Here is a 23,404-nt window from a genome sequence, read left to right on the forward strand (position 1 = left end):
GCGTTCCGGTTCAGGCCTTGGCCCAGGCTTCGTCCACCCGGACGTATTTGATGGCCTGCCGCCAGTAGGTGTAGGCGATGTGCAGCGCCCCGTCGGGCGATTGCCGGATGGTCGGATAGGAGAATTCGCGGTTCTGCCTGTCCTTCGAATTGTTGGTCATGCAGTAGCCGTCGCCGACCTCGAGGTTGCGGCGATGCGGCCATGTCCGGCCCCCATCCTCGCTGATCGCCAGCGTCATCGGCGCGCGCGGCGCGCCCCAGAAGGCGGCGCGGCCATCGGCGGGCGGCGCGGCCGGCGGCTCGCCGCCGATGTCGTCGTAGAGCGACAGGCGCCGGCCCGTGGCCTGGTCCGCGCTGCTGTCGTTGAAGACCATCGCGATGTGGCCATTGGCCAGCCGCACCGCCTGGATGGAGGAGTTGTTGTTGGGCAGCGCGGTCGGCACCGGCGCGGACCAGCTGCGGCCGCCGTTGGACGAACGGCTTTCGTGGATGAAATCCGCCCAGCGGCTGCGGAACAGCGCGAGCAGCGTGCCGTCGCCGGCATCGAGGATGTTCATGTGGACGCATCCGGTGCTGCCGGGGACCGGATGCTCGGTCCAGGTCGCGCCCGCGTCGGAGGAGATCATGACGGAGGAGGTGTCGCGGTCACCGGTCCAGGCGCCGGCAGGCGGGCTGGTGCAGCGCCAGATCGGCAGCAACCAGTCGCCATTCGCCAGCACCAGGATCGGCTGGCGGATGAAGGTCCCGAAGCCCTCCCCGGCGCCGAGCAGCGTCTCGACCGGCCCCCAGCTGCGCCCGCCGTCGCGGGAGATGCGGCGCCGCACGATCGCGGTGTCCTGGTTGCCCGCCACCTGCGCCGTCCACAGCAGCCAGATCGTGCCGTCCGGTGCGTTGAACAGCAGCGGGTTCTGCTCCGACCGCGTCGGGTCGTCCGAAAGCTGCACCGGCGCCGTCCAGCGCAGCGCCCCGGGGTCGAGGCGGGAGAACATCACCGAGATGTCCGGGATGCCTTCCTGCGTGCCGGCGAACCAGACGCATCCCATGGCGCCGCCCGGCAGTTCCATCAGGAAGGCGGCGTGGTTCTGCACGCGGTTCGTAGGGAGGAAGCATTCGAGCCGAGCGGGATCGCCCGGCACGGGGGCCAGCGTCTCGGGGCGTGCGGGGATGGTGCCGTCCATGGCTGTCATTCCTCAGAGGGCCGCGCGGTAGAGATCGAGGATCCCGGCAGCCGAGATGTCGCGCGGGTTCCAGTCCAGCAGGCGGCGGATGCCATGCGCCTCCTCCGCCATCGCGGGCAGCGCATCGGCCGGAACGCCGTGGCGGGACAGGCGCATCTCCATCCCGAGGCCCGCGCAGAATGCCAGCGCGGCGTCGCGCACCGCGGCGGGATCGGCCGAGGCCGGGGCGCCGAGCGCATCCAGGATCAGCGCCGTCCTCTCCGGCACCGCCGGCGCGTTGAAGGCCAGCGTGTGCGGGAAGACCAGCGCGCAGGCCAGGCCATGCGCCATGTGCAGCCGCGTGTTGAGCGGATAGGCGACCGCATGCCCCGCCGTGGTGTTCACCGGGCCGAGGCAGAAGCCGCCGTACATCGAGGCCAGCATCAGCCCCGCCCGCGCTTCCGCATCGCGCCCGTCGGCGACGGCACGCGGCAGGAAGCGCCCGACCAGGCGGATGCCCTCCAGCGCGTACAGGTCGATCAGCGGATGCGCGCGCCGGCTGGTGAAGGCCTCCACGCAATGCGCCAGCGCATCGACGCCGGTGGCCGCCGTCAACGCCGCGGGGACGGAAAAGGTGAGTTCCGGGTCCACCACGGCGATGTCGGCCAGCATGTGGCGGCTCTGCACCGCAAGCTTGCTCAGCGTCGCCGGGTCCGTCACCAGCGCCCGCGTCCCGCCTTCGCTGCCCGTGCCCGCGGTGGTCGGCACCTGGGCAAGCGCGACGCTGCGGCCGGCCACTCGCTCAGGCCCCACCACGTCCCGGATGCCCTGGCCGCTGCCCGGCAGCACGGCGGCAAGCTTCGCGAGGTCCATCGCGCTGCCGCCGCCGAAGCCCACCACCAGTTCCGGCCGCACGCGCCCCGCCACCGCCAGCAGCGCATCGAGGTTCGGCATGTCGGGTTCCGGCTTCGCCTCGGCGAAGGTCGTCACCTCGCCCGGCAGTCCGAGCCGCGGCAGCATGGACGCGACGGAGGGGCTGGTGACGACGAGGATGCGCCCGAGTCCGCGTTCCCTCGCCCAGTCGCCGAGCCGCGGCGCGGTGCCGGCGCCGAATTCGATGCGCGGCGGCCGCAGCATCTCGATCGGGGTGGCGGAGGCCGTCATGCCGCCTTCTCCTGCCGCGCCGCGCGGTTGGCCGCGAGCCGCTCGGCGTAGTCGATCGCCTCGATCAGGCTCCGCTCGCTCGCGATGCCGCGGCCGGCGATGTCGAAGGCGGTGCCGTGGTCGACCGAGGTGCGGATGATCGGCAGGCCGAGCGTGATGTTGACACCCGACAGCGCGTCCCATCGCCCGGTGGCGGGATCGACATGGAAGCCCAGCAGCTTCACCGGGATGTGGCCCTGGTCGTGGTACATCGCGACCACGGCGTCGTACTGCCCCGCGCGCAGCTTCACGAAGACCGTGTCCCCAGGCACCGGGCCGGCCACGTCCATCCCGTCCGCCACCGCCTGCGCGATGGTGGGGGCCGTCACCTCGATGTCCTGCCGGCCGAACAGGCCCCCTTCCCCGGCATGCGGGTTCAGCGCCGCCACCGCGATGCGCGGGCGCGCGATGCCGAGGTCTCGCAGCGCCTGGTGCGTCAGGTCCAGCACCAGGCGGATGCGCTGCGGCGTCACGCGCTTCGGCACATCCTCCAGCGCGACATGGGTGGTGACGTGGCTGACCCGCATGTTGCCATGCGCCAGCAGCATCACGCTGCCCGTCACGCCGGTCAGCGCCGCCAGCATCTCGGTATGGCCGGCATGGTGGAAGCCGGCGGCGTTCAGCGCCTCCTTGTTCAGCGGCGCGGTCACCAGCGCGCCGACCCGCCCGGCCTGCGCCAGGCGCACCGCGCGCTCGATCGCGTGGTAGGCGAGCCGCCCGCCATCGGGGCCGAGCACGCCGGGCATGATCGGCGCGCCTTCCGGCGCGGCCTGGAGGAAGGCGAGCGCGGGCCATTCCGCATCCTCCTCCACCTGCGGGATCGGCGCGGCGCCCAGCATCGCGCGGGCGCTTTCCAGCGCGGGGCCGCTGCCGAGGACGAGCAGGCGAAGTTCGCCGGCCGCGATGCGCGGGGCCAGCGCGGTGCAGGCCTTCACGATGATCTCGGGCCCGATCCCGGCGGGATCGCCCATGGTGACGGCAAGGTGGCGCGGCGCGCTCATGCGGGGGTGGGTTCCTTGGCCAGGCCGTTCGACGCGAGCAGGTCGCGCCACAGCGCATCGGCGCCGAAGGCGCCGGATTTGGAGATGACGAGGGTGCCGTCCCAGCGCCCGCCGACCAGGAGGGAACGCGGGACGCCGCGCAGGACGAGGCCGGTCGCGCGCAGCGCCGAGGCGCCGAGCGCCGCGCAGAGCATCCGCAGCGTCTCGCCGCCCGCCACCAGCAGCGTCGCCGGCGGGGGAAGGCGCGCCGTCAACGCCGCGAAGGCCTCCGCGATGCGGGCCGCGGCCTCGGTACGGGGAAGGCCCGCGGGAAGTGCCGGCGCGACCATCGCGACGCCGTCGCCCGCAAGGCGCCGCGCCACCCGCGCCGCATCCCCGGCGCCGCCATCCGCGATCCGCAGCACGAGGTCGTCGCAGGCAGCAAGCTGCCGCGCGGTGGCGGGGTTGTCCGACCCGAACAGGCCGAGCACCGGGCCCGCGAGATGCAGGTCGGGCCGCACGGCCGCCCCCGCCAATGCGCCCGCCAACCCCCCCGTGCCGCACCACAGCACGGGCCCGGGCAGGCACCGCGCCTCCGCCACGATGCGGGCGAGGTCGTCCTCCGTCTCGGCATCGTGGATCGTCACCCCCGGCAGCGCGCCGAGCGCCGCGCGGAGGTCGCCGGCCGGCACCAGGGCGCCGCCGGCATCCCGAACCCACTGCACCCCGCCCCGCGTGACGCGGCCCTGCGCCGGGAAGGCCGGCGCGACGACGCAACGCGCCCAGGCGCGGCTGGCGAGGCAGGCGCCGAGTTCGGCCGCGACATGGCCGCGCAGCAGGCTGTCGATCTTGCGGAAGGCGGTCCCTTCCCCCGCCAGCGCGGGCGCCAGCGCGGCCATGCGCGCCGCGGCCTCGGACTCCGGCCGTTCGCGCGTGCCAGCATCGAGCGCGAAGGACCCCGCGGGCACGCGCCCGTCCCACCGCACCTCCACCGGGCCGCAGGCGGCCGTGAATTCGGCCGCGCTGTCGAGCGCGCCGGTCAGGTCGTCGGCGAGGAGCCGCAGCCTCATCGCCCGCGCCGCGGCAGGCCGATGGCGCCGAGCGACAGGCGCATCCCCTCGGCCAGTTCGCCGGCGATCCGCAGGGCGTGGGGCGCCGCCGCCTCGACGAAGGCCTCGATGGGCATCCGCGCCGCGCTGATGGTCAAGCTGACCGCGGCGGCGGGTGCGCCGTGCGGGTCGAGCACCGGGGCGGCGACGGTGCGAAGCCCGTAGGCATTCTCACCGTCCGACACCGCCAGGCCGCGGGCGCGCACCTGCGCCAGGCGGTCCAGCAATTCGTCGATGCCCGTCAGCGTGCGTTCGGACAGCTTCACCCGCTCCACCGCATCTAGCCGGGCCAGCTGCTCGCTCCTCGGCTGGAAGGCCAGGATCGCCTGGCCGAGCGCGGTGGCGTAGGCGCCGAGCCGCGCGCCCGGCCGCCGCACCAGCCCATGATGCCGCAGCCCGCGTTCGGCGCGCGCGAGGTAGACGACCTCCCCCCCTTCGAGCACGCCAAGGGAGGCCGCGTCCGCCGCGGCGGGGACGACCTCCTGCAGCAGGGGCTCGGCATGCGCCGGAAGGTCATCGGCGCAGAGGGTGGAGAAGCCGAGTTCGAGGCATTTCAGCGTCAGCCGGAAGCGCCGGCTGTCCGGCACGGGGCGGAGATAGCCGAGGCCGGCGAGGGTGTGGACCAGCCGGAAGGCGGTGCCGCGGTCGAGCCCCGTGCGGGACGCGACCTCGGCCACCGTCGCCTCGGGCCGGCCATCGCCGAAGGCGCGCAGCACGGCGAAGACCTTGGCGACGGACTGGACCTGGTTCTTGGGATTGGCCGATGGCCCGTGCGGGATGGACGGCAGGGCGGGCGGCAGGGCGGCGTTTGCGGTCAAGCGGTCGTCCCTCCTCCGCCCGCGTCCTCGCGCAGGCTGTTATGATCGGAATGCGATAAACAGTTCGCGTCCAGAGCAGTCCTATGCGGCGCCGCGCCGCCGCGTCAAGCACGATCCATCCCGCGCCCGCGGGCAGGCGGGCGCGGGATGGAGGTCAGGAAGGAAGGTCGCCGGGCCGGAACCCGGCCGGGCGTCAGAGCGAGGCGCCGCCGCAGACCATGATCTGCTGCCCCGTGATCGCCCCCGCCTCCGGCCCGAGCAGGAACCAGACCAGGGCCGCGACCTCCTCCGGCCGGACCAGGCGGCCGATGGGCGGCAGGCGCGGCGCGATGCCGGCGCGCGCCGGGTCGCGCAGCATCGGCGTGTCCGTCGCGCCGGGCGCGACGACGTTCACCGTGATGCCCCGTGGCGCGAGTTCCGCCGCCCAGGACCGCGCGAGCCCGACCAGCGCCGCCTTGCTCGCCGCATACTGGCTTCGCCCCGGCGCGCCGGCCGATGTTCGGCTGCCGATCAGCAGGATGCGCCCGCCATCCGGCATCCGCGGCAGCAGCGCGTCGGCCAGGACCTCGGCCGCCTCCACATGCAGCCGGAACAGCGCCCGCCCCGCCTCGGGATCGAGTGCGCCGAGCGGCGCGCCGCGCATCAGCCCCGCCGCATGCACCAGCGCATCCGCCGCAAGGTCCGCGACGACGGGCGGGATCGCGGATGTCTCCGTCAGGTCCACCGCACGGTGATCCAGGCCCGGCGCGTCCCCGGCCGGCGGGCGGCGGCCGAGCGCGGTGACGCGCCAGCCCTCCCCCAGCAGCCGCGCCGTGATGGCGGCGCCGATGCCGGAACTGGCACCGGTGACCACGGCATGGCGGCTCATCCCGCGGCCCGCCAGGCATCCCGCAACGCCCGGAAGCCGGTGCGCCGGATGCCCTCGGCCGCCAGCAGCGCATCCACGGCGCCGGAGGCGAACAGCGCGTGTTCCCTGACGCGCCAGGCCGGGTCCTGGCGCGGGTGGCGCGCCGTGATCGCCTCGATGTCGCCCGTCAGGTTCGGATGGAGCGACACGAAGGTCAGGCCCGGCCCTTCGGGTGCGACGACGGCGCGGTAGCTCTCGGCGGTGGGCGTCACGCCGGGGGTCATGGTGAAGCGGTCGAAGGTCGGCATGCCCGTGGCCTCGATCGCGGCGAAGGCATCGGCATAGGCCCCGCGCTCCACCTCCCCCAGCCGCAGCACGCCCAGGTAGCTGTCGATGTCGCGGGGCAGCAGCAGCGGCAGGCGGTACTCGCGGGCCAGCCGCAGCGTCGCGGGCAGGATCTCCGGCGCCAGTGCCGCGCCCATATGCGTGTCGAGATGCGTCGCATCGATCCCGGCGGCGAGCGCCCGTTCGACCTGCGCGCGCATCTCGGCCTCCGCCGCCTCGGGCACGACGGCGGCGCGGAGCGCCACGACGTTGGGCGGGAAGAAGCCATTCGCATCGAGCAGCCCGCTCGCGCCGCTGCGGGTGGAGATCGGCCCCCAGCGATAGCCGTGCCACTCGCTGGTCAGCGTCAGGTGGATGCCGAGGTCGAGCGCGGGATCCTCCGCTGCCTCCCGCGCGATCTCAGGGAACCATGGGCACGGCACCATGACGCTGCCGCTGTCGATCCGTCCCGCCCGGAACAGGTCGAGATAGGCGGCATTGGCGCCGTGGCACATGCCGACATCGTCGGCGTGGAGCAGGACGGTGCGTCGGGTCATCGTTCGAACAGGAAGCGGATCAGCAATTGCACCTGCGCCAGCATCATGCTGCGCCCGTGGTCGGCCACGCAGCCGCGCCGGCGCGCCACCTCGACCAGCGGCGTGTCGGGGCGGTTGACGATGTCGTACACGAAGCCTCCCTCGGGGACGAGGTCCTCCGGCACCGGCAGGCGCGCATCCGTGCCCATGCCGACCGGCGAGCAGTTGACGAGCGTGTCGGCGGGACCGAGCGCGGCCACTACCCCGACCGTCGGGAATTCGCGGCGGATATCGGCCACCAGCGCCTCGGCCCGCGCCGCATCGGGGTCGCTGACGGACAGGCGGGCGGGGCCTGCCTCGGCGATCGCCATGGCGACCGCGCGGCCGGCGCCGCCTGCACCGAGCTGCTGCACCCGCCGCCCCGCAAGGGCGATCCCGCCGGCATCGGCGGCGGCGCGGAAGCCGGTGCCGTCCAGCATCGTCGCCTCCCACCCATCGGCGGTCGGCCGCAGCAGGTTGGCGCTGCCGGCGCGGCGGGCGACCGCATCGGGCGTCGCCGCCGCATAGGCATCGTGCTTGTGAGGGATGGTCGCGACCACGCCGGCCAGGTTCCGCAGGTGGCGCAGCCCGCCCAGGAAGTCCCGGAAGCGCCCGGCCGGCACATGCGCGGGAAGATAGGCCGCATCCAGCCCGGCCGCGGCCAGCGCCTCGGCATAGTCGGCATAGCCCTTGGTGTGGCCGATCGGATCGCCCACGAGGAAGATAAGCCGCGTGCGGGACCCGATCACGAGGCGGCAGCCGGAAGGCGCAAGGGTTCCTCCATGCGTCGGTCCTGGGCGCGGAACCACAGCCGCAGCAGCACGCGGTCCGACCGCAGCGCCCCTGCCACGGCCTGAAGCTGCACGGCATGGCTGGCATTGCCGGTGAAGCGGAAGCGGCCTTCCGCATCCGCCGTGGTGCGCTGGCTTTCGTTGCTGACGACGAAGGAGCGTTCGAACAGCAGCACCTGCGCCCCGGGCACCGGCCGGCCGGCCGCGTCCACCACCCGCCCCTCCACCACGCCGCCGGCACTGGCCGCGACGTGGAGGTTCCAGCCGACCACGACCGCGGCGATGCCGCCGGGCACGACCACCCAGCGCGACGCCCACCACCGGGCGCGGGGCGGCGCCGGCACGGCCTGCGGGTCCGGCCCGTCCGTCATCCCTTCGTCGCCCCGCTGGTCAGGCCGCGGATGAAGGCGGACTGCGCCATGAGGAACACCAGGATCCCGGGCGCGAGCACCATGCAGACGAAGGCGTAGAGCGCGCCGGTCGTGTCCTCCATGTAGGAGAGGAACCGCGCGAGGCCGAGCGGCAGGGTCTGCATCCCGGCCTCCCTCGTCACGATCAGGGGCCACATGAAGCTGTTCCAGGACCAGATGAAGGCGAGGATGACATTGGTCGCGATGGCCGGCTTCGACAGCGGCAGCAGCACCTTCCAGATGATGCGCCATTCCGCCAGCCCGTCCATCCGCGCCGCGTCGATCAGGCTGCGCGGTACCGCCTCGAATGCGGATTTGTAGATGAAGATGCAGATGATGGTCGACAGCAGCGGCAGCGCGAGGCCGAGATGGGTGTTCAGCAGGCCGAGCCGCGCGGTGATGAGGTAGGCGGGGATGATCGTCGCCTGGAAGGGGATCAGCGTGCAGGACAGCAGCAGCACGATCACCAGGCGCTTCGCCGCGAAGTGCTTCGTCAGTGCATAGGCCGCCAGCGCGTTCAGCACCACGTTGCCCGCCACCGCCATGGCCGAGACGATGATGCTGTTCAGCAGGTAGCGCGGGAAGGGGATGAGGTACCAGACATCGACGAAGTTGAAGAAGTGGGGATCGACCGGCAGCAGGCGCGGCGGGTAGGCGTAGATGTTCTCGTTTGTGATGGCGGTCTTGATGACCCAGTAGAAGGGCAGCAGCATGACCGCGGAGACGAGGACGAGCACTGCATGGCGTGCCCAGGGGAAGCGCCGGCGCATCAGTCGCGCTCCACCGCGCCGGCATTGCCGCCGGCGGCGCGGTTGGCCAGCACGGTCAGCAGCAGCAGCAGGGCGAACTGCACCACGGTAACGGCCGCCGCGTAGTCGAACCGCGTCTGGCCGAAGCCCAGGCGGTAGATATAGGTGATCAGCAGTTCCGTCGCGCTGCCCGGCCCGCCATTGGTCATCACATAGACCAGGTCGAAGGACGTCAGGGAATTCAGCAGCCCGATCACGCAGCACAGGAACAGCGCGGGCCGCAGCATCGGCAGGGTGATGCGCCAGAACCGCGCCCAGGCCGGCACGCCGTCCACCCGCGCTGCCTCGTACAGGTGCTGCGGGATCTGCTGCAGACCCGCCAGCAGCACGATCATGTAGAAGCCCAGCATCTGCCAGATGTCGGTGACGATCACGGCGGGCAGCGCCATGTCGAAGCTCTGCAGGAAGCCGAGCGGGCGGTCGATGATCCCCGCCTCCCGCAGGGCCCAGTTGATGAAGCCGCCGCGCTCGTCATACATCCAGCGCCAGACGATGCCGACCGCCACCGTCATCAGCGGGTAGGACAGGAAGACGATGGTGCGGTAGACGCTCGCGCCCTTCAGGTCGCTGTTCACCAGCAAGGCGATGCCGAGCGCGAGCGCGATGGCGACCGGCGCCGCGCCGATCCAGATGAGCGTGTTGGCGAAGGCCTGCCAGAACACGTCGTCGTGGAACAGCATCTCCTCGTAATGCTCGAACCCGACCCAGCGCGGCGGGCGCATCGGCGACCAGGACTGGAAGGACAGCACGACATTCCAGCCCAGCGGCAGCACGCGGTACAGCAGGAAGATCAGCAGCGAGGGGAGCAGGAAGCAGAAGATCAGCAGGGACTGCCGGACCCGCCGCCTGCCCCAGGCCGCCGTCATGCGCGCCCGATCTCCCGCGTCAGGCGGCGCTCGGCATCCGCCAGCGCCTGGCGCGCCGGCTTGCGGCCCAGCAGCGCGCTCTGCAGCTCCGCCCAGAAGATGTCCTTGATGCGGGCGTCGTTCGCCAGCGGCCACTTGCCCACCATCCGATCGGTGTGCTCCAGCTGCGTCGTCAGCACCGCATGGACCTGCGGGTCGTCGGTGCGGAGCGTGTTCAGCAGCGCCTGGTCCACTTCCGTGTTGCCGGTCAGGATGCGGCGCTGCGTCGCCAGCTGGCTGGCCTGTTCGCGCGCCGTGATGTGCTTCACGAAGGCCCAGGCCAGTTCCGGCTGCCGCGACCCGCGGGAGATGCCGAGCCCGTGGCTGTTCGGCGTGGAATAGCCGCCCGGCGCGTGGCCGACGCCCAACGTTTCCGGGTTGATCCAGCTGCCCTGGCCCTTGATGAAGAAATAGGCCGGCGAATGCGCGTGCAGCATGCCGACATTGCCGGCCGCGAAGGCGCCGTTCGGCTCCACCCAGCGTCCCGTCCAGCTTATCTTGTTGATCGCGCCGCTGTCGGAGGCGCGGGCCAGGCGTTCCACCACCTCCACCGCGCGGGGCGTGTTGAAGGCCGGGCGGCGCATGTCCGGGGTCAGCAGCTCCACCCCGTTCATCGCGAAGAGCGGCCAGTAGAGCCAGTCGAAGTTCAGCGTCAGGAATCCGGTATTGTCGCCCTGCGCCATGCGGCCCGCGAAGGACAGGATGTCGTCGAAGTTCTGCGGCGGACCGGACAGGCCGGCGCGCTGGAACATCGGGCGGTTCCAGAACAGCAGGGTCTTGGTGATGTAGAAGGGCAGCATGAAGTTCCGCCCCTCATAGGTCCAGTTGGACAGGTATTCCGCGTTGTAGCGGCCCTTCACCGCCGGTTCCTGCGCCAGCAGCGGGGTCATGTCCATCAGCGCGCCGCCCGCCGCGTATTCCAGCCACAGCGCGCCCTGGGTGTTGATGACGTCGGGCGGCGTGCCGGCCGCCAGCTGGGTCTGGTAGAAGGGCGGCAGTTCCGGGCCCTTCTTGTCGAGCCATTCGACCTCCGCGCCCGGATTCGCGCGCTCGAAGCTCGCGATCCAGCCGCGGATGAGCGGTTCCTGGTCGATGATGTTCCAGGTCAGGAAGCTGATGCGCCGCCGCGCCTGACCGAAGGCGGGGGCGGCGAGCGGCGCGAGGGCGCCGGCGGCAAGCAGGCTGCGACGGGTGAGCATGGCGTTCTCTCCTCCTGTCCTGGTCTTGTTGGCGCCGAGCCTAGCGTGGCGCCTCCGCCTCGGTCCAAGGAATCTCTCGCCCGCCTTCCCGCGCGGAGCGTTCGGCAAGCAGGCAGCAGGCGATCGCCGCGCGCGCCTCCACGGCTGGCACCAGGGCGCGGCCCTCGCGGAAGCCGGCGATAGCGGCCGCGGCCTGCGTCTCCAGCTCGAAGATCTCGCCGCTGCGGTCGAAGGGGATGGCGGTGGCCAGCTGCCCGGGCTCGGCCCGGCCGCGCAGGAGGTGCAGGCTGGCCGAGGGCTCCCCGCTCCGGTCCATCGCGGCGGACCAGAGCGCGCGGATGGCGCCGGATTCGCCCGCCAGGTGCAGCGCCAGGTGGTGCTCGAACCCGGCGACCACCGTGTTCACCGTCATGAAGGCGCCATCCGCGAAGCGCAGGATCGCCGCCAGCGCGCGCGGCATCGCGGGATCGCCCTCCGCCACCGCGCGCACCGTCACGGGCGGGCCGAGTTCGCGGCCGTACCACAGCAGCAGGTCGAACAGGTGGACCGGCTCCTCCAGGATCCAGGAGCCGACAACGGCGGGGTCGTAGCGCCAGGCGGCCGAGCCCTGCCGGTACGGGAAGCGGAACAGCGTGGCGGTCGCGTGGCGCAGCGCCCCCACCTCGCCCGCCGCGATCATGCGGCGGATCGGCCCCCATTGCCGCGAGACCCGCAGCTCATGCCCGACCGTCAGCACGCGGCCGGCCGCGGCGGCGGCGGCGATCAGCGCATCGCAATCGGCCAGCGTCAGCGCCATCGGCTTCTCGAGCAGCACATGCTTGCCCGCGCGCAGGGCGGCCAGCGCCATCGCGGCATGCAGCGCGTTCGGCACCGCCACCACCACCGCCTCGATGCCGCGATCGGCCAGCACCGTGGCCGCGTCGCGGGTCACCGGCAGGCCGGGCCAGTCGGCTTCCGCGGCGCGCGCCCCGGCATCGCCGCGGGCGACGATGGCCGCAAGCTCCGCCCCCGGCGCCGCGTGCAGCGCCCGCGCATGGTGCCGCCCCCAGGCGCCGTAGCCGATCAGCGCCACCCTCACCGCAGCACCGGCAGCGGGCTTTGCACCACGTCCTCGGTCGCGGTGACGGCGAAGTCCGGGTGGCGGCGCAGCAGCGAGGCGGGGACGGCGGGCGTCACCGGGCCGTGCAGCATCAGCCGGATGATGCCGCGCTGCCAGGGGCGGTTCATGAACAGCCGGATGCGGCGCGCGCCAAGGATCTCCCGCATCCCTATCGTGACGGCCCGTTCCGGCACGAGGTCGATGGCGCCGCCCGTCGCCGTCACGGCGTTGATCGTCCGCGTCTCTCGCGACAGGCGCAGCACGCGCGTCGGGCGGTCGGCGAATTCCGCGGCGTCCGTCCGCTCGCCGGGCTCGGGCGGTTCGTTGAAGGCGACGTGCCCCGCGATTCCGACGCCGCCGAAGCACACATCCACGCCGCCGTGCTCCGCAATCACCTCGGCCGGTTCGCCCAGCCGCGCCGGATGGGGGAAGACGACGCGCGGCGCCCGCGCGGGATCGACGCGCGAGGTCAGGTGCCGCCGCAGGTGGCCGCGGAAGCTCAGCGGGTGGTCCTCCGCGATCCAGCCGCCATCCGGTGCCAGGTATTCGTCCATGCCGAGCAGCGTGAGGTCGGACAGCGCCTGTCCGGCATTCACCGCCTCGGCCAGCAGGTCGTACTGGCCGACCGGCCCGACCGGAACGATGAACAGAACGCGGTCGCGGCCAGCCGCCTTCGCGGCCCGGTACTCCGCCAGGATCACATCGGCGAAGGCGTGCGTCAGCGCGGCCGCATCGGGCACGACGGTCAGCGGGACACCGACCCCCTCGCCCAGCGCGCCGGCCGGCAGGTGCAGCGCATTGCCCCTCACAGCCGGCGCCCTCCCTCGGCGGCGAACAGGTGCAGCGTCGCGGGGTCGAGGCCGAGTCGAACCGCCTCGCCCGCCGCGCGCACCGTGCGCGGCGGCACGCGGGCATGCAGCGGCTGCCCGCCGACATCGATCGTCACCAGCGTCTCGGCGCCCAGAGGCTCCACCACCGCGGCGCGGCCCGCGATCTCGCTCGCGGCCGGCTCTCCCGGCCGCAGCCAGGTGAGCGATTCCGGGCGGATGCCCAGCAGCGCCGGCCCGTCGGGCCCGCGGTCGAGCGGCAGCACCGACCCGTCCGGCAGCCGCACGCGCCCGCCCGCCAGCACCACCGGCAGCAGGTTCATCGCGGGCGCGCCGATGAAGCCGGCGACGAAGGCGCTGGCAGGGCTGTCATAGATCTCCTCCGGCGTGCCGACCTGCTCGATCAGGCCGCCCCGCAGCACCACGATGCGGTCGGCCAGCGTCATCGCCTCCACCTGGTCGTGGGTGACGTAGATGGTGGTGGCGCGCACGCGGTCCCGCAGCCGCTTGATCTCGGTCCGCATCTGCACGCGCAGCTTGGCGTCGAGGTTGGACAGCGGTTCGTCGAACAGGAAGACCTTCGGGTCGCGCACGATGGCGCGGCCCATGGCCACCCGCTGGCGCTGCCCGCCCGACAATTCGCGCGGGCGGCGATGCAGCAGGTGGGCGATGTCGAGAACCTCCGCCGCGTGCTGCACGCGTCGCGCGATCTCCGGCTTCGCGACGCCACGGTAGCGGAGCGAGAAGCCCATGTTCTCCGCCACGCTCATGTGGGGATAGAGCGCATAGTCCTGGAACACCATCGCGATGTCGCGGTCCTTCGGCTCCTTCTCGTTCACCGCGACGCCGTCGATCAGGATCTCGCCCGAGGTCACCTCCTCGAGCCCCGCGACCATCCGCAGGATGGTGGACTTCCCGCAGCCGGACGGCCCGACGAGGACGACGAACTCGCCCTCCGCGATCTCCAGGTCCACCCCGTGCACGACCTCGACCGTGCCGAAGGCCTTCCGCAGGCGACGCAGGCCGACCGTTGCCACGCATCCTCCCCCATCCTTCCGCTGGCGATGCTAGGCATGGCTGCCCCGCGCGCTCAATATCCCTGTCGAAAGAATGAGGGAGGCGCGCGATGGCGGCGTGGGAGGCACTCGGCAGGCCGCTACGGCTCGGCTTCGTCGGTGGCGCGGCGCCTTCGGCGATCGGCCCCGCGCATCTCGTCGCCGCGCGGATGGATGGCCGCTTCGCGGTGCTGGCCGGCTGCTTCTCGCGCGATGCCGGCAAGGCAGGGGCGGCAGCGGCGGCCTTCGGGGTCGTGCCCGCGCGCGCCTATCCCACGGTCGGCGCCATGATCGCCGGCGAGGCCGGCCGCCCGGACGGGATCGAGGCGGTGGCCATCGTCACCCCGAACGACACGCATCACGCCTTCGCCAGCGCCGCGATGGAAGCGGGGCTGCATGTCATGCTCGACAAGCCGGTGGCGAACTCCACAGCCGAGGCCGAGGACCTGCTGGGCCTGGCGCGGCGGCAGGGCACCGTGCTGCGCCTTGCCCACGCCTATGCCGGCTATCCTATGTTGCGCGAGGCTCGCGCGCTGGTCGAGGCCGGGCGCATCGGGGCGCTGCGCGCGGTGCAGGTGGAGTATCTCGGCGGCGGGCTGGCCGGCGCGGTGGAGGCGCTGCCCGACGCCAGGGCGCGCTGGCGGCTCGACCCGGCGCGGAGCGGGCCTTCCCTCGTGCTCGGCGACATCGGGACCCATGCCCACCACCTTGCCTGCTTCGTCGCGGGCGAGGGTTTCGCGGCGGTGAGCGCGGAGGTCGGCACGCTGCAGCCCGGGCGCGCCGTGCACGACTATGCGCAGCTGCGCTTCCGCCTGGCCGGCGGGGCGCGCGGGACGATGACGCTGTGCCAGGCGGCGGCCGGGGCCGAGAACGACATACAGCTCCGCCTGCTCGGCTCCGAGGGGCAGCTTCTCTGGACCCATGCGCGTCACAACGAACTGGTGCTCGCGCCGCTCGACGGTTTCCGCACCATCCTGCCGCGCGGCCATCCCCGCCTGTCGGCCGCTGCGACGCGCGCTGCGCGGTTCCGCCGCACGGGGCATTACGAAGGCCTGCACGAGGCTTTCGCCAACCTCTACCTCGACTTCGCCGAGGCGGTGGCGGCGCGGGTCCTCGGCATCGCGCCGGACCCGCTGGCGATGGAGGCACCGGATGGCACGGCCGGGCTGGAAGGCATGCGCTTCGTCGCCGCCTGCCTGGACAGCGCGGCGCGCGACGGCGCCTGGGTGGCGATGCCGTCCGGTTCGGGTTGACGGCGGTACTTACTCGCTGGAAAGCTGGCGGCCAGGATGACCGAACCGCCCCCGAATCCCTTCCCCGACCTGTCCCGCTTCTTCGCGCCGCGCCGCGTGGCGCTGGTGGGCGCGACGGAGGACCTGGCGAAGTTCGGCGGCCGCTGCCTGAAGCAGATGCTGGATTTCGGCTTCGCGGGCGATGTCTTCCCGGTGAACCCGAACCGGCCGCAGGTCTTCGGCCGGCCCTGCTTCCCCGCCCTGTCCGCCCTGCCCGCCCTGCCCGACCATGTCGGCATCGTGCTGCCGGCGAAGGCCTGCATCGAGGCGGTGGCGGAATGCGGCCGGCTCGGCGTGCCCTTTGCCACCGTCTTCTCGGCGGGCTTCGGGGAAAGCGGCACGGAAGCGGGCGCTGCCCTCCAGGCGGAGCTGGTGGCGACCGCGCGGCGCGGCGGCGTGCGGCTGATGGGCCCGAACTGCAACGGCACCGTCAACTTCGTCGACGGCTTCGCCATGACCTCCACCGGCACCATCAACGGCCCGCGGCGGCCGGCGGGCGACATCGGCGTGGTCGGACAATCGGGCGGCGCGGCGCAGGTCAACGTGATGTGGCGGGCGCAGCAGCTCGGCCTCGGCATCTCCTACCAGTCGAGCTCGGGCAACGACGCCGACCTCGACATCATGGACTACGCCGCCTTCATGCTGGAAAGCCCGCGCACCCGCGTCGTGCTGATGCTGGCCGAGACGGTGCGGGACGGCGCGAAGCTTCGTGCCCTGGCCGCGCGTTCGGCCGCGCTGCGCAAGCCGGTCGCCATCATCAAGTTCGGCCGGACGGAAGCCGGCGCCCGCGCCGCATCCTCCCACACCGGCGCGGTGACGGGGGCGGACGCGGTGTTCGACGCCGCGGCGCGGCAGCTCGGCCTCATCCGCGTCACCGACACGACGGAGCTGTACGAGGCGGCGATGCTGCTGCGCCAGCCGGTGCTGCCGGCCGGCAACAGGGCGGCCGCAATGGCGATCTCGGGCGGAAACCTGGTGCTGCTGACCGACCTGGCGGCGGCCCTCGGCATGACCTTTCCCCCCTTCGGGGCGGAGACGCAGGCGCGGCTGCGGCGGCTGACGCCCGGCTTCATGGCCGTGAACAACCCGATGGATCTCAGCGCCGGGGCGATCGGCACGAAGGACGTCTTCGGGGAAGCCGCCCGCGCCGTGCTGGCTGACCCCGCGGTGGACATCGTCGTCCCCGTCGTCACGCTCGGCGCCGCGGAGGACATCCGCGCCGTCGCGGCCATGGCGGCCGGGGCGCCGAAGCCGGTGCCGATCCTCTGGACCGGCGCCTGCCTCGACGACCCCGCGCTGACGCCGCAGGTGCTGGTCGCGGAAGGGCGTGCGGTGTTCCGGGATTCGCAGCCCTGCGCGCTGGCGCTGTCGCGCGCCATCCGCTGGTCCGACTTCCTGCGCCGGCGCGAGGGCGCGGCGCCGCCATGCCGCCCGGCGGGGGTCGAGCCGGAGCGCGCGCGCGCCCTGCTCGGCGATGGCCCGCGCACCCTGTCGGAACGGGATTCGCGCGCGGTGCTGGCCTGCTACGGGCTGCACGGGCCGGCCGAGGCCGTCGCCGCCGATGCCGCCGATGCAGCAGCGCGCGCGGCCGCCTTCCCGGGCGCGGTGGCGCTGAAGGTCCTTTCGGCCGACATCCCCCACAAGACCGAGGCGGGGGTCGTGCGGCTCGGCCTGCGCGGTGCCGAGGTGGGGCGGGCGGCGGAGGAGATCCTGGCCAATGCCGCGCGCAGCGCGCCCGGCGCGCGGATCGACGGCATCCTGGTGCAGGAGATGGTGACCGGCGGGCAGGAGATGCTCCTCGGCATGTCGCGCGACGCCACCTTCGGCCCGGTGCTCACCCTCGGCTTCGGCGGCGTGCAGGTGGAGGTCCTGCGTGACGTCACCTTCCGCCTTCCCCCCGTCACGGCGGAGGAGGCGGACGCCATGCTGTCCGACCTGCGCCTGGCGCCGCTGCTGGCCGGGCTGCGCGGCGCGCCGGCCGCGGACCGCGCCGCGCTGGCCGATGCCGTCGCCCGCTTCTCCTGGCTGGCAGCCGATCTCGGCGACCTCCTGGCGGAGGTGGATGTGAACCCGCTGGCCGTGCTGCCCGCGGGACAGGGGGTGCGCGTTCTCGACGCGCTGGTGGTGACGGCATGACCCTTCGGCAGGGAAGGTCCGAAAGCGGCGTGCTGCGGCTGGTGCTGGACAGGCCGCACGCCGCCAACGCGCTCGATTCCGCGCTGCACGATGCGCTGGTGGCGGCGTTGGCCGCGGCGGCGGCGGATGCCGCGGCGCGGTCGGTGGTGCTGGCCGCCGCGGGCGGGCGGGTGTTCAGCGCCGGCGCCGACCTCCGGGAGGTGTTCGACCTGCCGGCCGAGGCCGCGCGGGCGCGGCGCCGCGCGCTGCTGCTGCGGACGCTGCTGGCGGTGCTGGATTTTCCGAAGCCTCTGGTGGCGCTGGTGCGCGGCAAGGCGGTCGGCGGCGGCGCCATGCTGGCGCTGCTGGCCGACGAGGTGGTCATGGAGGACGGGGCTTCGCTGTCGATGCCGGAACTCGGCATCGGGATGCCGTCGCCGATCGGGCTCGCCATCATCGCGGCGCGGGCGGGACGGGGCGCGGCCTTCCGCCTGGTGCAGGCCGGCCGCCCCCTGGCCGCGGCGGAGGCGCTGCGCGAGGGCCTTGCCGACCTTGTCCTGCCGGGGGGAGAGGCGGAGGCCGCCGCCATCGCCCGCGCCGCCGCGCTCGGTGCCTTCGACGCGGGCGGCTTCGCGACCAACAAGTCCTGGATGAACGCCGAGCTGCGCGCCGCCCTGCCGCGCGCGGCCGCCCATGCGGAAGCCGCCCATGCCCCTGGTTGAGCCCTCACCCGAGCTGGCGGAGCTGCGCCCCGCGATCCGGCGCTTCGTCGAGGACCGTCTGGAGCCCCTCGCGCTCGAGATCGACCGCAGCGGGGAGATCCCGGCCGCGGCCTGGGCCTTGCTGCGCGAACAGGGATGGCTCGGCATGCTGCTGCCGGCGGAGGCTGGCGGCGGCGGCGCCGACCTCGGCACCTACTGCCTGGTGATGGAGGAGGTGGCGCGGTCGCATCGCTGCTTCACGCTGCTGCTGGACGCGACCAGCGGCCTGACGCCCCTCGCCATCCATCGGCGCGGCACGGCGGCGCAGAAGGAGAAGTGGCTGAAGGGCCTGGCTGCCGGCACGCTGCGCGCCGCCTTCGGCTTGACCGAACCCGAGGCCGGCAGCGATTCCGCCGCCATGCGGACCCGCGCGGAACGGGTCGAGGGCGGATGGCGCATCAACGGGCGCAAGCACTGGATCAGCGGCGGCCACGCGGCCGACGTCGTGATGGTGATGGCCGTGACGGACCCCGCGAAGCGTGCCCGCGGCGGAATCGCCGCCTTCCTGGTGGAACGCGGCACGCCCGGCTTCGAGGTGACGCGCATCGACACCACCATCGGGTCGGAGGCCATCAAGCTCGGCGAGCTGACCTTCACCGACTGCGTGGTGGGTGAGGATGCGCTGCTGGGCGGGCCGGGGGATGGCTTCGCCATCGCCATGTCGTCGCTCGCCAGCGGGCGGCTCGGCGTCTCGGCCGCCTGCATCGGCGCGGCGGACCGGCTGCTGGCCATGTCGGTGGAGTTCGCGCGCAATCGCAGCACCTTCGGCCAGAAGCTCGCCGACCGCCAGGCGATCCAGTGGATGCTGGCCGACAGCGCCGCCGAGATCGAGGTGGCGCGCGCCTTCCTCTACGACACGTTACGGAAGGCGGTGGCGGGCGCCGAGCTCGGCACCGCGACCAGCATCTGCAAGCTCACCTGCTCCGAGATGGTGGGCCGCGTCGCCGACCGCGCGGTGCAGATCCATGGCGGCGCGGGGCTGATGCGCGGCTTCCCGGTGGAGCGCTTCTACCGCGACATCCGCCACTACCGCGTGGGCGAGGGCACGTCCGAGATCCAGCGCATGCTGATCGCCCGGGACCTGCTGCGATGAGCGATCCGGTCCTGATGGAGAGCGGCGGCGGGATCGCCCGCATCACGCTGAACCGGCCGGAGGCGCGGAACGCGCTGAACGCGGCGATGCGGGACGCCCTGGCGCGCGCCATCCGCGCCGCGGAGGCCGATGGTGCCGTGCGCGTCCTGGTGCTGCGCGGCGCGGGCCCCCACGGCTTCTGCGCCGGCGCCGACATCAAGGAGTTCACCGAGGTCCCCTCCCCGACCGAATTCCGGCAATCCCGCGTGCATGACAGCTGGATCCGCCCCTTCGACGAGGCACGCAAGCCGATCATCGCCAGCATCCACGGGCACTGCCTGGGCGGCGGGGTCGAGATCGCATTGGCCTGCGACATCCGCATCGCGTCGGAGGATGCGGTCTTCGCCCTGCCGGAGACCGGGCTCGGCGTCATCACCGGCGTCGGCGGGTCGCAGCGCCTGCCGCGGGTGGTGGGACTCGGCCACGCGCTCGACATGATCCTGACCGGGGAACGGGTGCCGGCGGCACGCGCGCAGGCGATGGGCCTCGTCTCCCGCCTGGTGGCGCCGGATGCGCTGGCGGGCGCGACGGAGGAGCTGGCCGCGCGCATCGCCGCGCGGCCGCCGATGGCGGTCGCCTTCGCCAAGGAAGCCGTGCGCGCGGCGCAGGACCTGCCGCTGCGCGAGGGAATGAAGCTGGAGGTCGACCTTTCAACGCTGCTGCTGAACACCGAGGACCGGCTGGAGGCGGCGCGCGCCTTCCGCGAGAAGCGGCCGTCGCGCTTCACCGGACGCTGAGCGGACGGAAGAACCAACCGACAAGACAGAAGACAGGGAGGATGACGATGCCAGGACCGAACCGCAGGACGCTTCTTGCCGCCGCGGCCGGGGCGCTCGCCGCCCCCGCGGCGATGGCGCAGCAGGGCTGGCCCGCCCGGCCCATCCGCCTCATCAATCCCTGGACGCCGGGCGGCCCGGCCGACGCCATCGCCCGCCCCCTGTCGCAGAAGCTGACCGAGGCGCTGGGCCAGCCAGTGGTGATGGAGAATCGCCCCGGCGCGAACGGCACAATCGGCATGACCGCTGTCGCGCGTTCCGCCCCGGATGGATACACGCTGTTCTTCTCCCATGTCGGGCCGGTGGCGATCAGCCCGAACTTCTCGCCCAACATGCAGTACGACGTGCTGCGCGACTTCGCCCCCATCACGCAGCTCGTCTCGGGCGCCATCGTGCTCGTGGTGCGGCCCGACGTGCCGGCGGGCAGCGTGGCGGAGCTGATCGCGCTGGCCCGTGCCCGGCCGGGCGAGATCAGCTACGGTTCCGTCGGCCCGGCGAGCACGACGCACCTGGCCGGCGAGATGCTGGCGATGATGGGCGGCGTGCAGATGCTGCACGTCCCCTACCAGGGATCGGCCCCGGTGGTGACGGACCTGCTCGGCGGGCGGCTGCACTTCGCCTTCATCAACCTGGCCGGCGTGCTGCCGCAGATCGAGGCCGGCAGCGTGCGCGCGCTCGCCGTCTCCACCGCGCGGCGCATGTCGCGCGTGCCGGACCTGCCCACGGTGGCGGAAACCCTGCCGGGGTTCGAGGTGAATTCCTGGTACGGCATGATGGCGCCCGCCGGCACGCCCGCGGCGATCATCGACCGGGTCCACCGCGAATCGGTCGCGGCGCTGCGCGCGCCCGAACTTGCGGCGCAGCTGCGGAACCAGGGGCTCGACATCGAGGGAAGCTCCCCGGAGGAATACGGCCGCAAGATCCGCGACGACCTGCGCCGCTGGGGCGAACTGGCGCGCGCCACCGGCATCCGCGTGGGCTGAGGGGGGCGCACGATGGCGATGCGCATCTGGCACCAGGGCCTCGTCATCTTCGACGACCTGCCCGACTACCGCGCGGCGACGGAGCGGCACCTGAAGGCGGCGGTGCGGCCCGACACCGAGGTTGTGATGCACGGCATCCTGCCCGGCACCTATTCCACCGACTACCCGATCGACGAGTTGCAGTACCGCCCGCTGGCGCTGATGCACCGCGCGCAGCCGATGGCGGCGGCCTATGCGGCCGAACGCCAGGGCTTCGACGCCTTCGTGATGAGCTACCTCAGCGGCGCCATGCTGCCGGAGATCCGCGCGCTGGTGGACATCCCGGTGGTGAACTACCTGGAAGCGGCGGCGCATGTGGCCACGATGTATGGCTACCGCTTCGGCATCACCCGCTTCGCCCCACAGCTGGGCGGAGAGATCCAGGAATTCCTGGATGGCATCGGGCTCGGCAAGTGCTTCGCCGGCACCGTCGCCTCCGGCTACAGCTACAAGGCGATCTTCGGCGGCTTCGCCCGCCCCGCCGAGGTGATCGAGAGGTTCCAGGAGACGGTGCGCGCCTTCAGCCGGGAGACGGGGGCAGATGTGATCATCCCCGGCGAGATGCCGCAGAACATCTTCCTTACCACCAACGGCATCCACCGCGTGGACGAGATCCCGGTCATCGACGGCGTCGGCGTCACCTACCGGATGGCGGAGATGATGGTGGACCTGAAGCGGCAGTTCGGCCTGTCGCGCAGCCGCACCGGCCAGAAGAACTGGCGCCCCCCGCCCGACCGGGTGGCGGAGGTGATGCGCTTCTACGGGATGGACCGGATGTGGAAGGCGGTGGGGGCGCTGGAATGATCGCGCGTCGCGCGGCGCTCGCTCTGCCCGCCCTGCTGCTGCCGCGCCTCGCGGTGGCGCAGGATGCCTTCCCGACCCGGCCGATCCGCCTGGTGGTTCCCTGGCCGCCGGGCGGGCCGATCGACCTCGCCTCCCGCCCCGTCGCGGCGCGCATGGCGGAACTGCTGGGCCAGGCGGTGGTGGTGGAGAACCGGGGCGGCGCCAATGGCACCATCGGGTCGCTGCATGTCGCGCAGGCGGCCCCGGATGGCTACACGCTGCTGGTCGCCTCCCCCGGGCCGGTCTCCATCCACCCGCTGGCGCGCGGGCAGTCGGACTATGACCCGCTGCGGGTCTACACGGCGGTCAGCCAGCTTGTCTCCAGCCCGTCCGTCCTCGTGGTGCGGAAGGACTTTCCCGCCGCCAGCCTGGCGGAGCTGGTGGCGCATGCGCGGGCGAACCCGGACCGGCTGACCTACGGATCGGCCGGGCCCGCCAGCATCAACCACCTGAGCGCCGCTTCGCTCGCAGCACGCGCGGGCATCGCGATGCTGCACGTGCCCTATCCCGGCGCGGCGCCGATGCTGAACGACCTGCTGGCGGGCCGCATCGACATGGCCTTCATGGGGATCGGCGTCGCCCTGCCGCTGCTCGGCCAGGGCAGCGCGCGCGGCATAGCGGTGGGCAACCTGCGCCGCGCCGTCGCCCTGCCGGACCTGCCGACGGTGGGGGAGACCTATGCCGGCTTCTCGGCCGACAACTGGTACGGCATCCTCGGCCCGCCTGGCCTTCCGCGCGCGGTGGTGGAACGGCTGCATGCGGCGGCCGTCGCCGCCGTGCGCACGCCCGCGGTCACGCGCGTGCTGCTGGATGCAGGCACCGAGCCGGCGCCGTCCGAGACCCCCGCCGCCTTCGCCGCCATGTTCCGCGAGGACCTGGAACGCTGGCGCGAGTCCGTGCGCGCCGCGGGGCTCCGCCCGGACTGATACTTGGCTCACAAAGTCCCGGCCTGCGGCCCGCGCAGCGGGCCGAGCGCCCGAACGGGCGCCGCTGCGGATGCGGCGAAGCCGAGCGCCGGAGGCGCGCTGGCGTCCGAAGCATGAAGTGCGTCAGCACTTCATGGGCCAAGTATGACAGGGACCGTAGGGGCGACGGGTTTACGGCAATGGCCGCAAGCCGCATCGCCGTAACCTATTCCAGCGTAATGTTGGCTGCGCGGACCACAGTGGTCCAGCGGGCGATCTCGGCGCGGATGAAGGCCTCGAACTCCTCGGGGCGCAGCGGCGCGGGGCTGGCGCCGGCGGCCTCGACGCGCTGCGCCACCGCCGTATCGGCCAGCATGGCGCGGGCCGCCGCATCCAGCCGCTCCACCACCGCCGGCGGCGTGCCGGCCGGCACGAACAGGCCGGTCCATCC

24 protein-coding genes are annotated in these 23,404 nt (G+C 73.0%); 8 read left to right on the plus strand and 16 right to left on the minus strand.

What is annotated here, in order from left to right; translation table 11 throughout:
- Window positions 1-10: 10 nt before the first annotated feature.
- The 15 genes from ACK8OX_RS04790 to ACK8OX_RS04860 form a co-directional block, all read right to left on the minus strand.
- Window positions 11-1,177, minus strand: a complete 1,167-nt coding sequence (locus tag ACK8OX_RS04790) for a sialidase family protein (RefSeq protein ID WP_430662777.1) — start codon at window positions 1,175-1,177, stop codon at window positions 11-13.
- 12 nt (window positions 1,178-1,189) lie between these two features.
- Window positions 1,190-2,320 (minus strand): iron-containing alcohol dehydrogenase, encoded by a 1,131-nt coding sequence (locus ACK8OX_RS04795; RefSeq protein ID WP_430662778.1) that lies wholly within the window; start codon window positions 2,318-2,320, stop codon window positions 1,190-1,192.
- The gene (gene pdxA, locus ACK8OX_RS04800; protein ID WP_430662779.1) at window positions 2,317-3,360 is read right to left on the minus strand and encodes a 4-hydroxythreonine-4-phosphate dehydrogenase PdxA; all 1,044 of its coding nucleotides are present in this window, start codon (window positions 3,358-3,360) and stop codon (window positions 2,317-2,319) included. Before pdxA ends, ACK8OX_RS04795 begins: the two co-directional genes overlap by 4 nt.
- A complete protein-coding gene (locus ACK8OX_RS04805; RefSeq protein ID WP_430662780.1) occupies window positions 3,357-4,409 on the minus strand; it encodes a four-carbon acid sugar kinase family protein in 1,053 nt (350 codons plus the stop codon). Before ACK8OX_RS04805 ends, pdxA begins: the two co-directional genes overlap by 4 nt.
- Complete coding sequence (locus ACK8OX_RS04810; protein WP_430662781.1) at window positions 4,406-5,266, minus strand: IclR family transcriptional regulator; 861 nt, start codon at window positions 5,264-5,266, stop codon at window positions 4,406-4,408. The genes ACK8OX_RS04805 and ACK8OX_RS04810 overlap by 4 nt, the downstream gene beginning before the upstream one ends.
- 193 nt (window positions 5,267-5,459) lie before the next feature.
- Window positions 5,460-6,134 carry an SDR family NAD(P)-dependent oxidoreductase gene (locus tag ACK8OX_RS04815; RefSeq protein ID WP_430662782.1) on the minus strand — a complete coding sequence of 225 codons (675 nt, stop codon included), beginning with the start codon at window positions 6,132-6,134 and terminating at the stop codon, window positions 5,460-5,462.
- The gene (locus ACK8OX_RS04820; RefSeq protein WP_430662783.1) at window positions 6,131-6,994 is read right to left on the minus strand and encodes a polysaccharide deacetylase family protein; all 864 of its coding nucleotides are present in this window, start codon (window positions 6,992-6,994) and stop codon (window positions 6,131-6,133) included. Before ACK8OX_RS04820 ends, ACK8OX_RS04815 begins: the two co-directional genes overlap by 4 nt.
- A complete protein-coding gene (locus tag ACK8OX_RS04825) occupies window positions 6,991-7,728 on the minus strand; it encodes a shikimate dehydrogenase family protein (RefSeq protein ID WP_430662784.1) in 738 nt (245 codons plus the stop codon). Before ACK8OX_RS04825 ends, ACK8OX_RS04820 begins: the two co-directional genes overlap by 4 nt.
- A gap of 29 nt (window positions 7,729-7,757) precedes the next feature.
- On the minus strand, window positions 7,758-8,174 hold the full coding sequence (locus tag ACK8OX_RS04830) for a carboxypeptidase-like regulatory domain-containing protein (protein WP_430662785.1): 417 nt from the start codon (window positions 8,172-8,174) through the stop codon (window positions 7,758-7,760).
- Window positions 8,171-8,983, minus strand: coding sequence for a carbohydrate ABC transporter permease (locus ACK8OX_RS04835; protein ID WP_430662786.1), 813 nt, complete (start codon window positions 8,981-8,983; stop codon window positions 8,171-8,173). The genes ACK8OX_RS04830 and ACK8OX_RS04835 overlap by 4 nt, the downstream gene beginning before the upstream one ends.
- Window positions 8,983-9,888, minus strand: a complete 906-nt coding sequence (locus ACK8OX_RS04840) for a carbohydrate ABC transporter permease (protein WP_430662787.1) — start codon at window positions 9,886-9,888, stop codon at window positions 8,983-8,985. Before ACK8OX_RS04840 ends, ACK8OX_RS04835 begins: the two co-directional genes overlap by 1 nt.
- On the minus strand, window positions 9,885-11,126 hold the full coding sequence (locus tag ACK8OX_RS04845) for an ABC transporter substrate-binding protein (protein WP_430662788.1): 1,242 nt from the start codon (window positions 11,124-11,126) through the stop codon (window positions 9,885-9,887). The genes ACK8OX_RS04840 and ACK8OX_RS04845 overlap by 4 nt, the downstream gene beginning before the upstream one ends.
- 40 nt (window positions 11,127-11,166) lie before the next feature.
- Window positions 11,167-12,204 carry a Gfo/Idh/MocA family protein gene (locus tag ACK8OX_RS04850; protein ID WP_430662789.1) on the minus strand — a complete coding sequence of 346 codons (1,038 nt, stop codon included), beginning with the start codon at window positions 12,202-12,204 and terminating at the stop codon, window positions 11,167-11,169.
- Window positions 12,201-13,034 carry a hypothetical protein gene (locus tag ACK8OX_RS04855; protein ID WP_430662790.1) on the minus strand — a complete coding sequence of 278 codons (834 nt, stop codon included), beginning with the start codon at window positions 13,032-13,034 and terminating at the stop codon, window positions 12,201-12,203. Before ACK8OX_RS04855 ends, ACK8OX_RS04850 begins: the two co-directional genes overlap by 4 nt.
- The gene (locus ACK8OX_RS04860; RefSeq protein WP_430662791.1) at window positions 13,031-14,089 is read right to left on the minus strand and encodes an ABC transporter ATP-binding protein; all 1,059 of its coding nucleotides are present in this window, start codon (window positions 14,087-14,089) and stop codon (window positions 13,031-13,033) included. The genes ACK8OX_RS04855 and ACK8OX_RS04860 overlap by 4 nt, the downstream gene beginning before the upstream one ends.
- Window positions 14,090-14,178: 89 nt before the next feature.
- On the opposite strand from ACK8OX_RS04860, the gene ACK8OX_RS04865 reads away from it, so the two are divergent.
- From ACK8OX_RS04865 to ACK8OX_RS04900, 8 genes are read left to right on the plus strand one after another with little or no spacing between them, the layout of a single operon-like run.
- Window positions 14,179-15,360, plus strand: a complete 1,182-nt coding sequence (locus ACK8OX_RS04865; protein ID WP_430662792.1) for a Gfo/Idh/MocA family protein — start codon at window positions 14,179-14,181, stop codon at window positions 15,358-15,360.
- 36 nt (window positions 15,361-15,396) lie between these two features.
- Window positions 15,397-17,535, plus strand: a complete 2,139-nt coding sequence (locus ACK8OX_RS04870) for an acetate--CoA ligase family protein (protein ID WP_430662793.1) — start codon at window positions 15,397-15,399, stop codon at window positions 17,533-17,535.
- The gene (locus ACK8OX_RS04875) at window positions 17,532-18,236 is read left to right on the plus strand and encodes an enoyl-CoA hydratase/isomerase family protein (protein WP_430662794.1); all 705 of its coding nucleotides are present in this window, start codon (window positions 17,532-17,534) and stop codon (window positions 18,234-18,236) included. Before ACK8OX_RS04870 ends, ACK8OX_RS04875 begins: the two co-directional genes overlap by 4 nt.
- Window positions 18,223-19,368 (plus strand): acyl-CoA dehydrogenase family protein, encoded by a 1,146-nt coding sequence (locus ACK8OX_RS04880; RefSeq protein WP_430662795.1) that lies wholly within the window; start codon window positions 18,223-18,225, stop codon window positions 19,366-19,368. Before ACK8OX_RS04875 ends, ACK8OX_RS04880 begins: the two co-directional genes overlap by 14 nt.
- Window positions 19,365-20,144 (plus strand): enoyl-CoA hydratase/isomerase family protein, encoded by a 780-nt coding sequence (locus ACK8OX_RS04885; protein WP_430662796.1) that lies wholly within the window; start codon window positions 19,365-19,367, stop codon window positions 20,142-20,144. Before ACK8OX_RS04880 ends, ACK8OX_RS04885 begins: the two co-directional genes overlap by 4 nt.
- A gap of 47 nt (window positions 20,145-20,191) precedes the next feature.
- Window positions 20,192-21,166 carry a Bug family tripartite tricarboxylate transporter substrate binding protein gene (locus ACK8OX_RS04890; protein ID WP_430662797.1) on the plus strand — a complete coding sequence of 325 codons (975 nt, stop codon included), beginning with the start codon at window positions 20,192-20,194 and terminating at the stop codon, window positions 21,164-21,166.
- Window positions 21,167-21,178: 12 nt separating this feature from the next.
- Window positions 21,179-22,009, plus strand: coding sequence for an aspartate/glutamate racemase family protein (locus ACK8OX_RS04895; RefSeq protein ID WP_430662798.1), 831 nt, complete (start codon window positions 21,179-21,181; stop codon window positions 22,007-22,009).
- On the plus strand, window positions 22,006-22,974 hold the full coding sequence (locus ACK8OX_RS04900) for a Bug family tripartite tricarboxylate transporter substrate binding protein (RefSeq protein WP_430662799.1): 969 nt from the start codon (window positions 22,006-22,008) through the stop codon (window positions 22,972-22,974). The genes ACK8OX_RS04895 and ACK8OX_RS04900 overlap by 4 nt, the downstream gene beginning before the upstream one ends.
- A gap of 205 nt (window positions 22,975-23,179) precedes the next feature.
- Here the strand turns inward: ACK8OX_RS04900 and ACK8OX_RS04905 are convergent.
- Window positions 23,180-23,404 (minus strand): tripartite tricarboxylate transporter substrate-binding protein (locus ACK8OX_RS04905; protein WP_430662800.1); only part of this gene is annotated, 225 nt, incomplete at its 5' end.

This window comes from Falsiroseomonas sp. CW058, assembly GCF_050563535.1.
Classification (GTDB): Bacteria; Pseudomonadota; Alphaproteobacteria; order Acetobacterales; family Acetobacteraceae; genus Falsiroseomonas.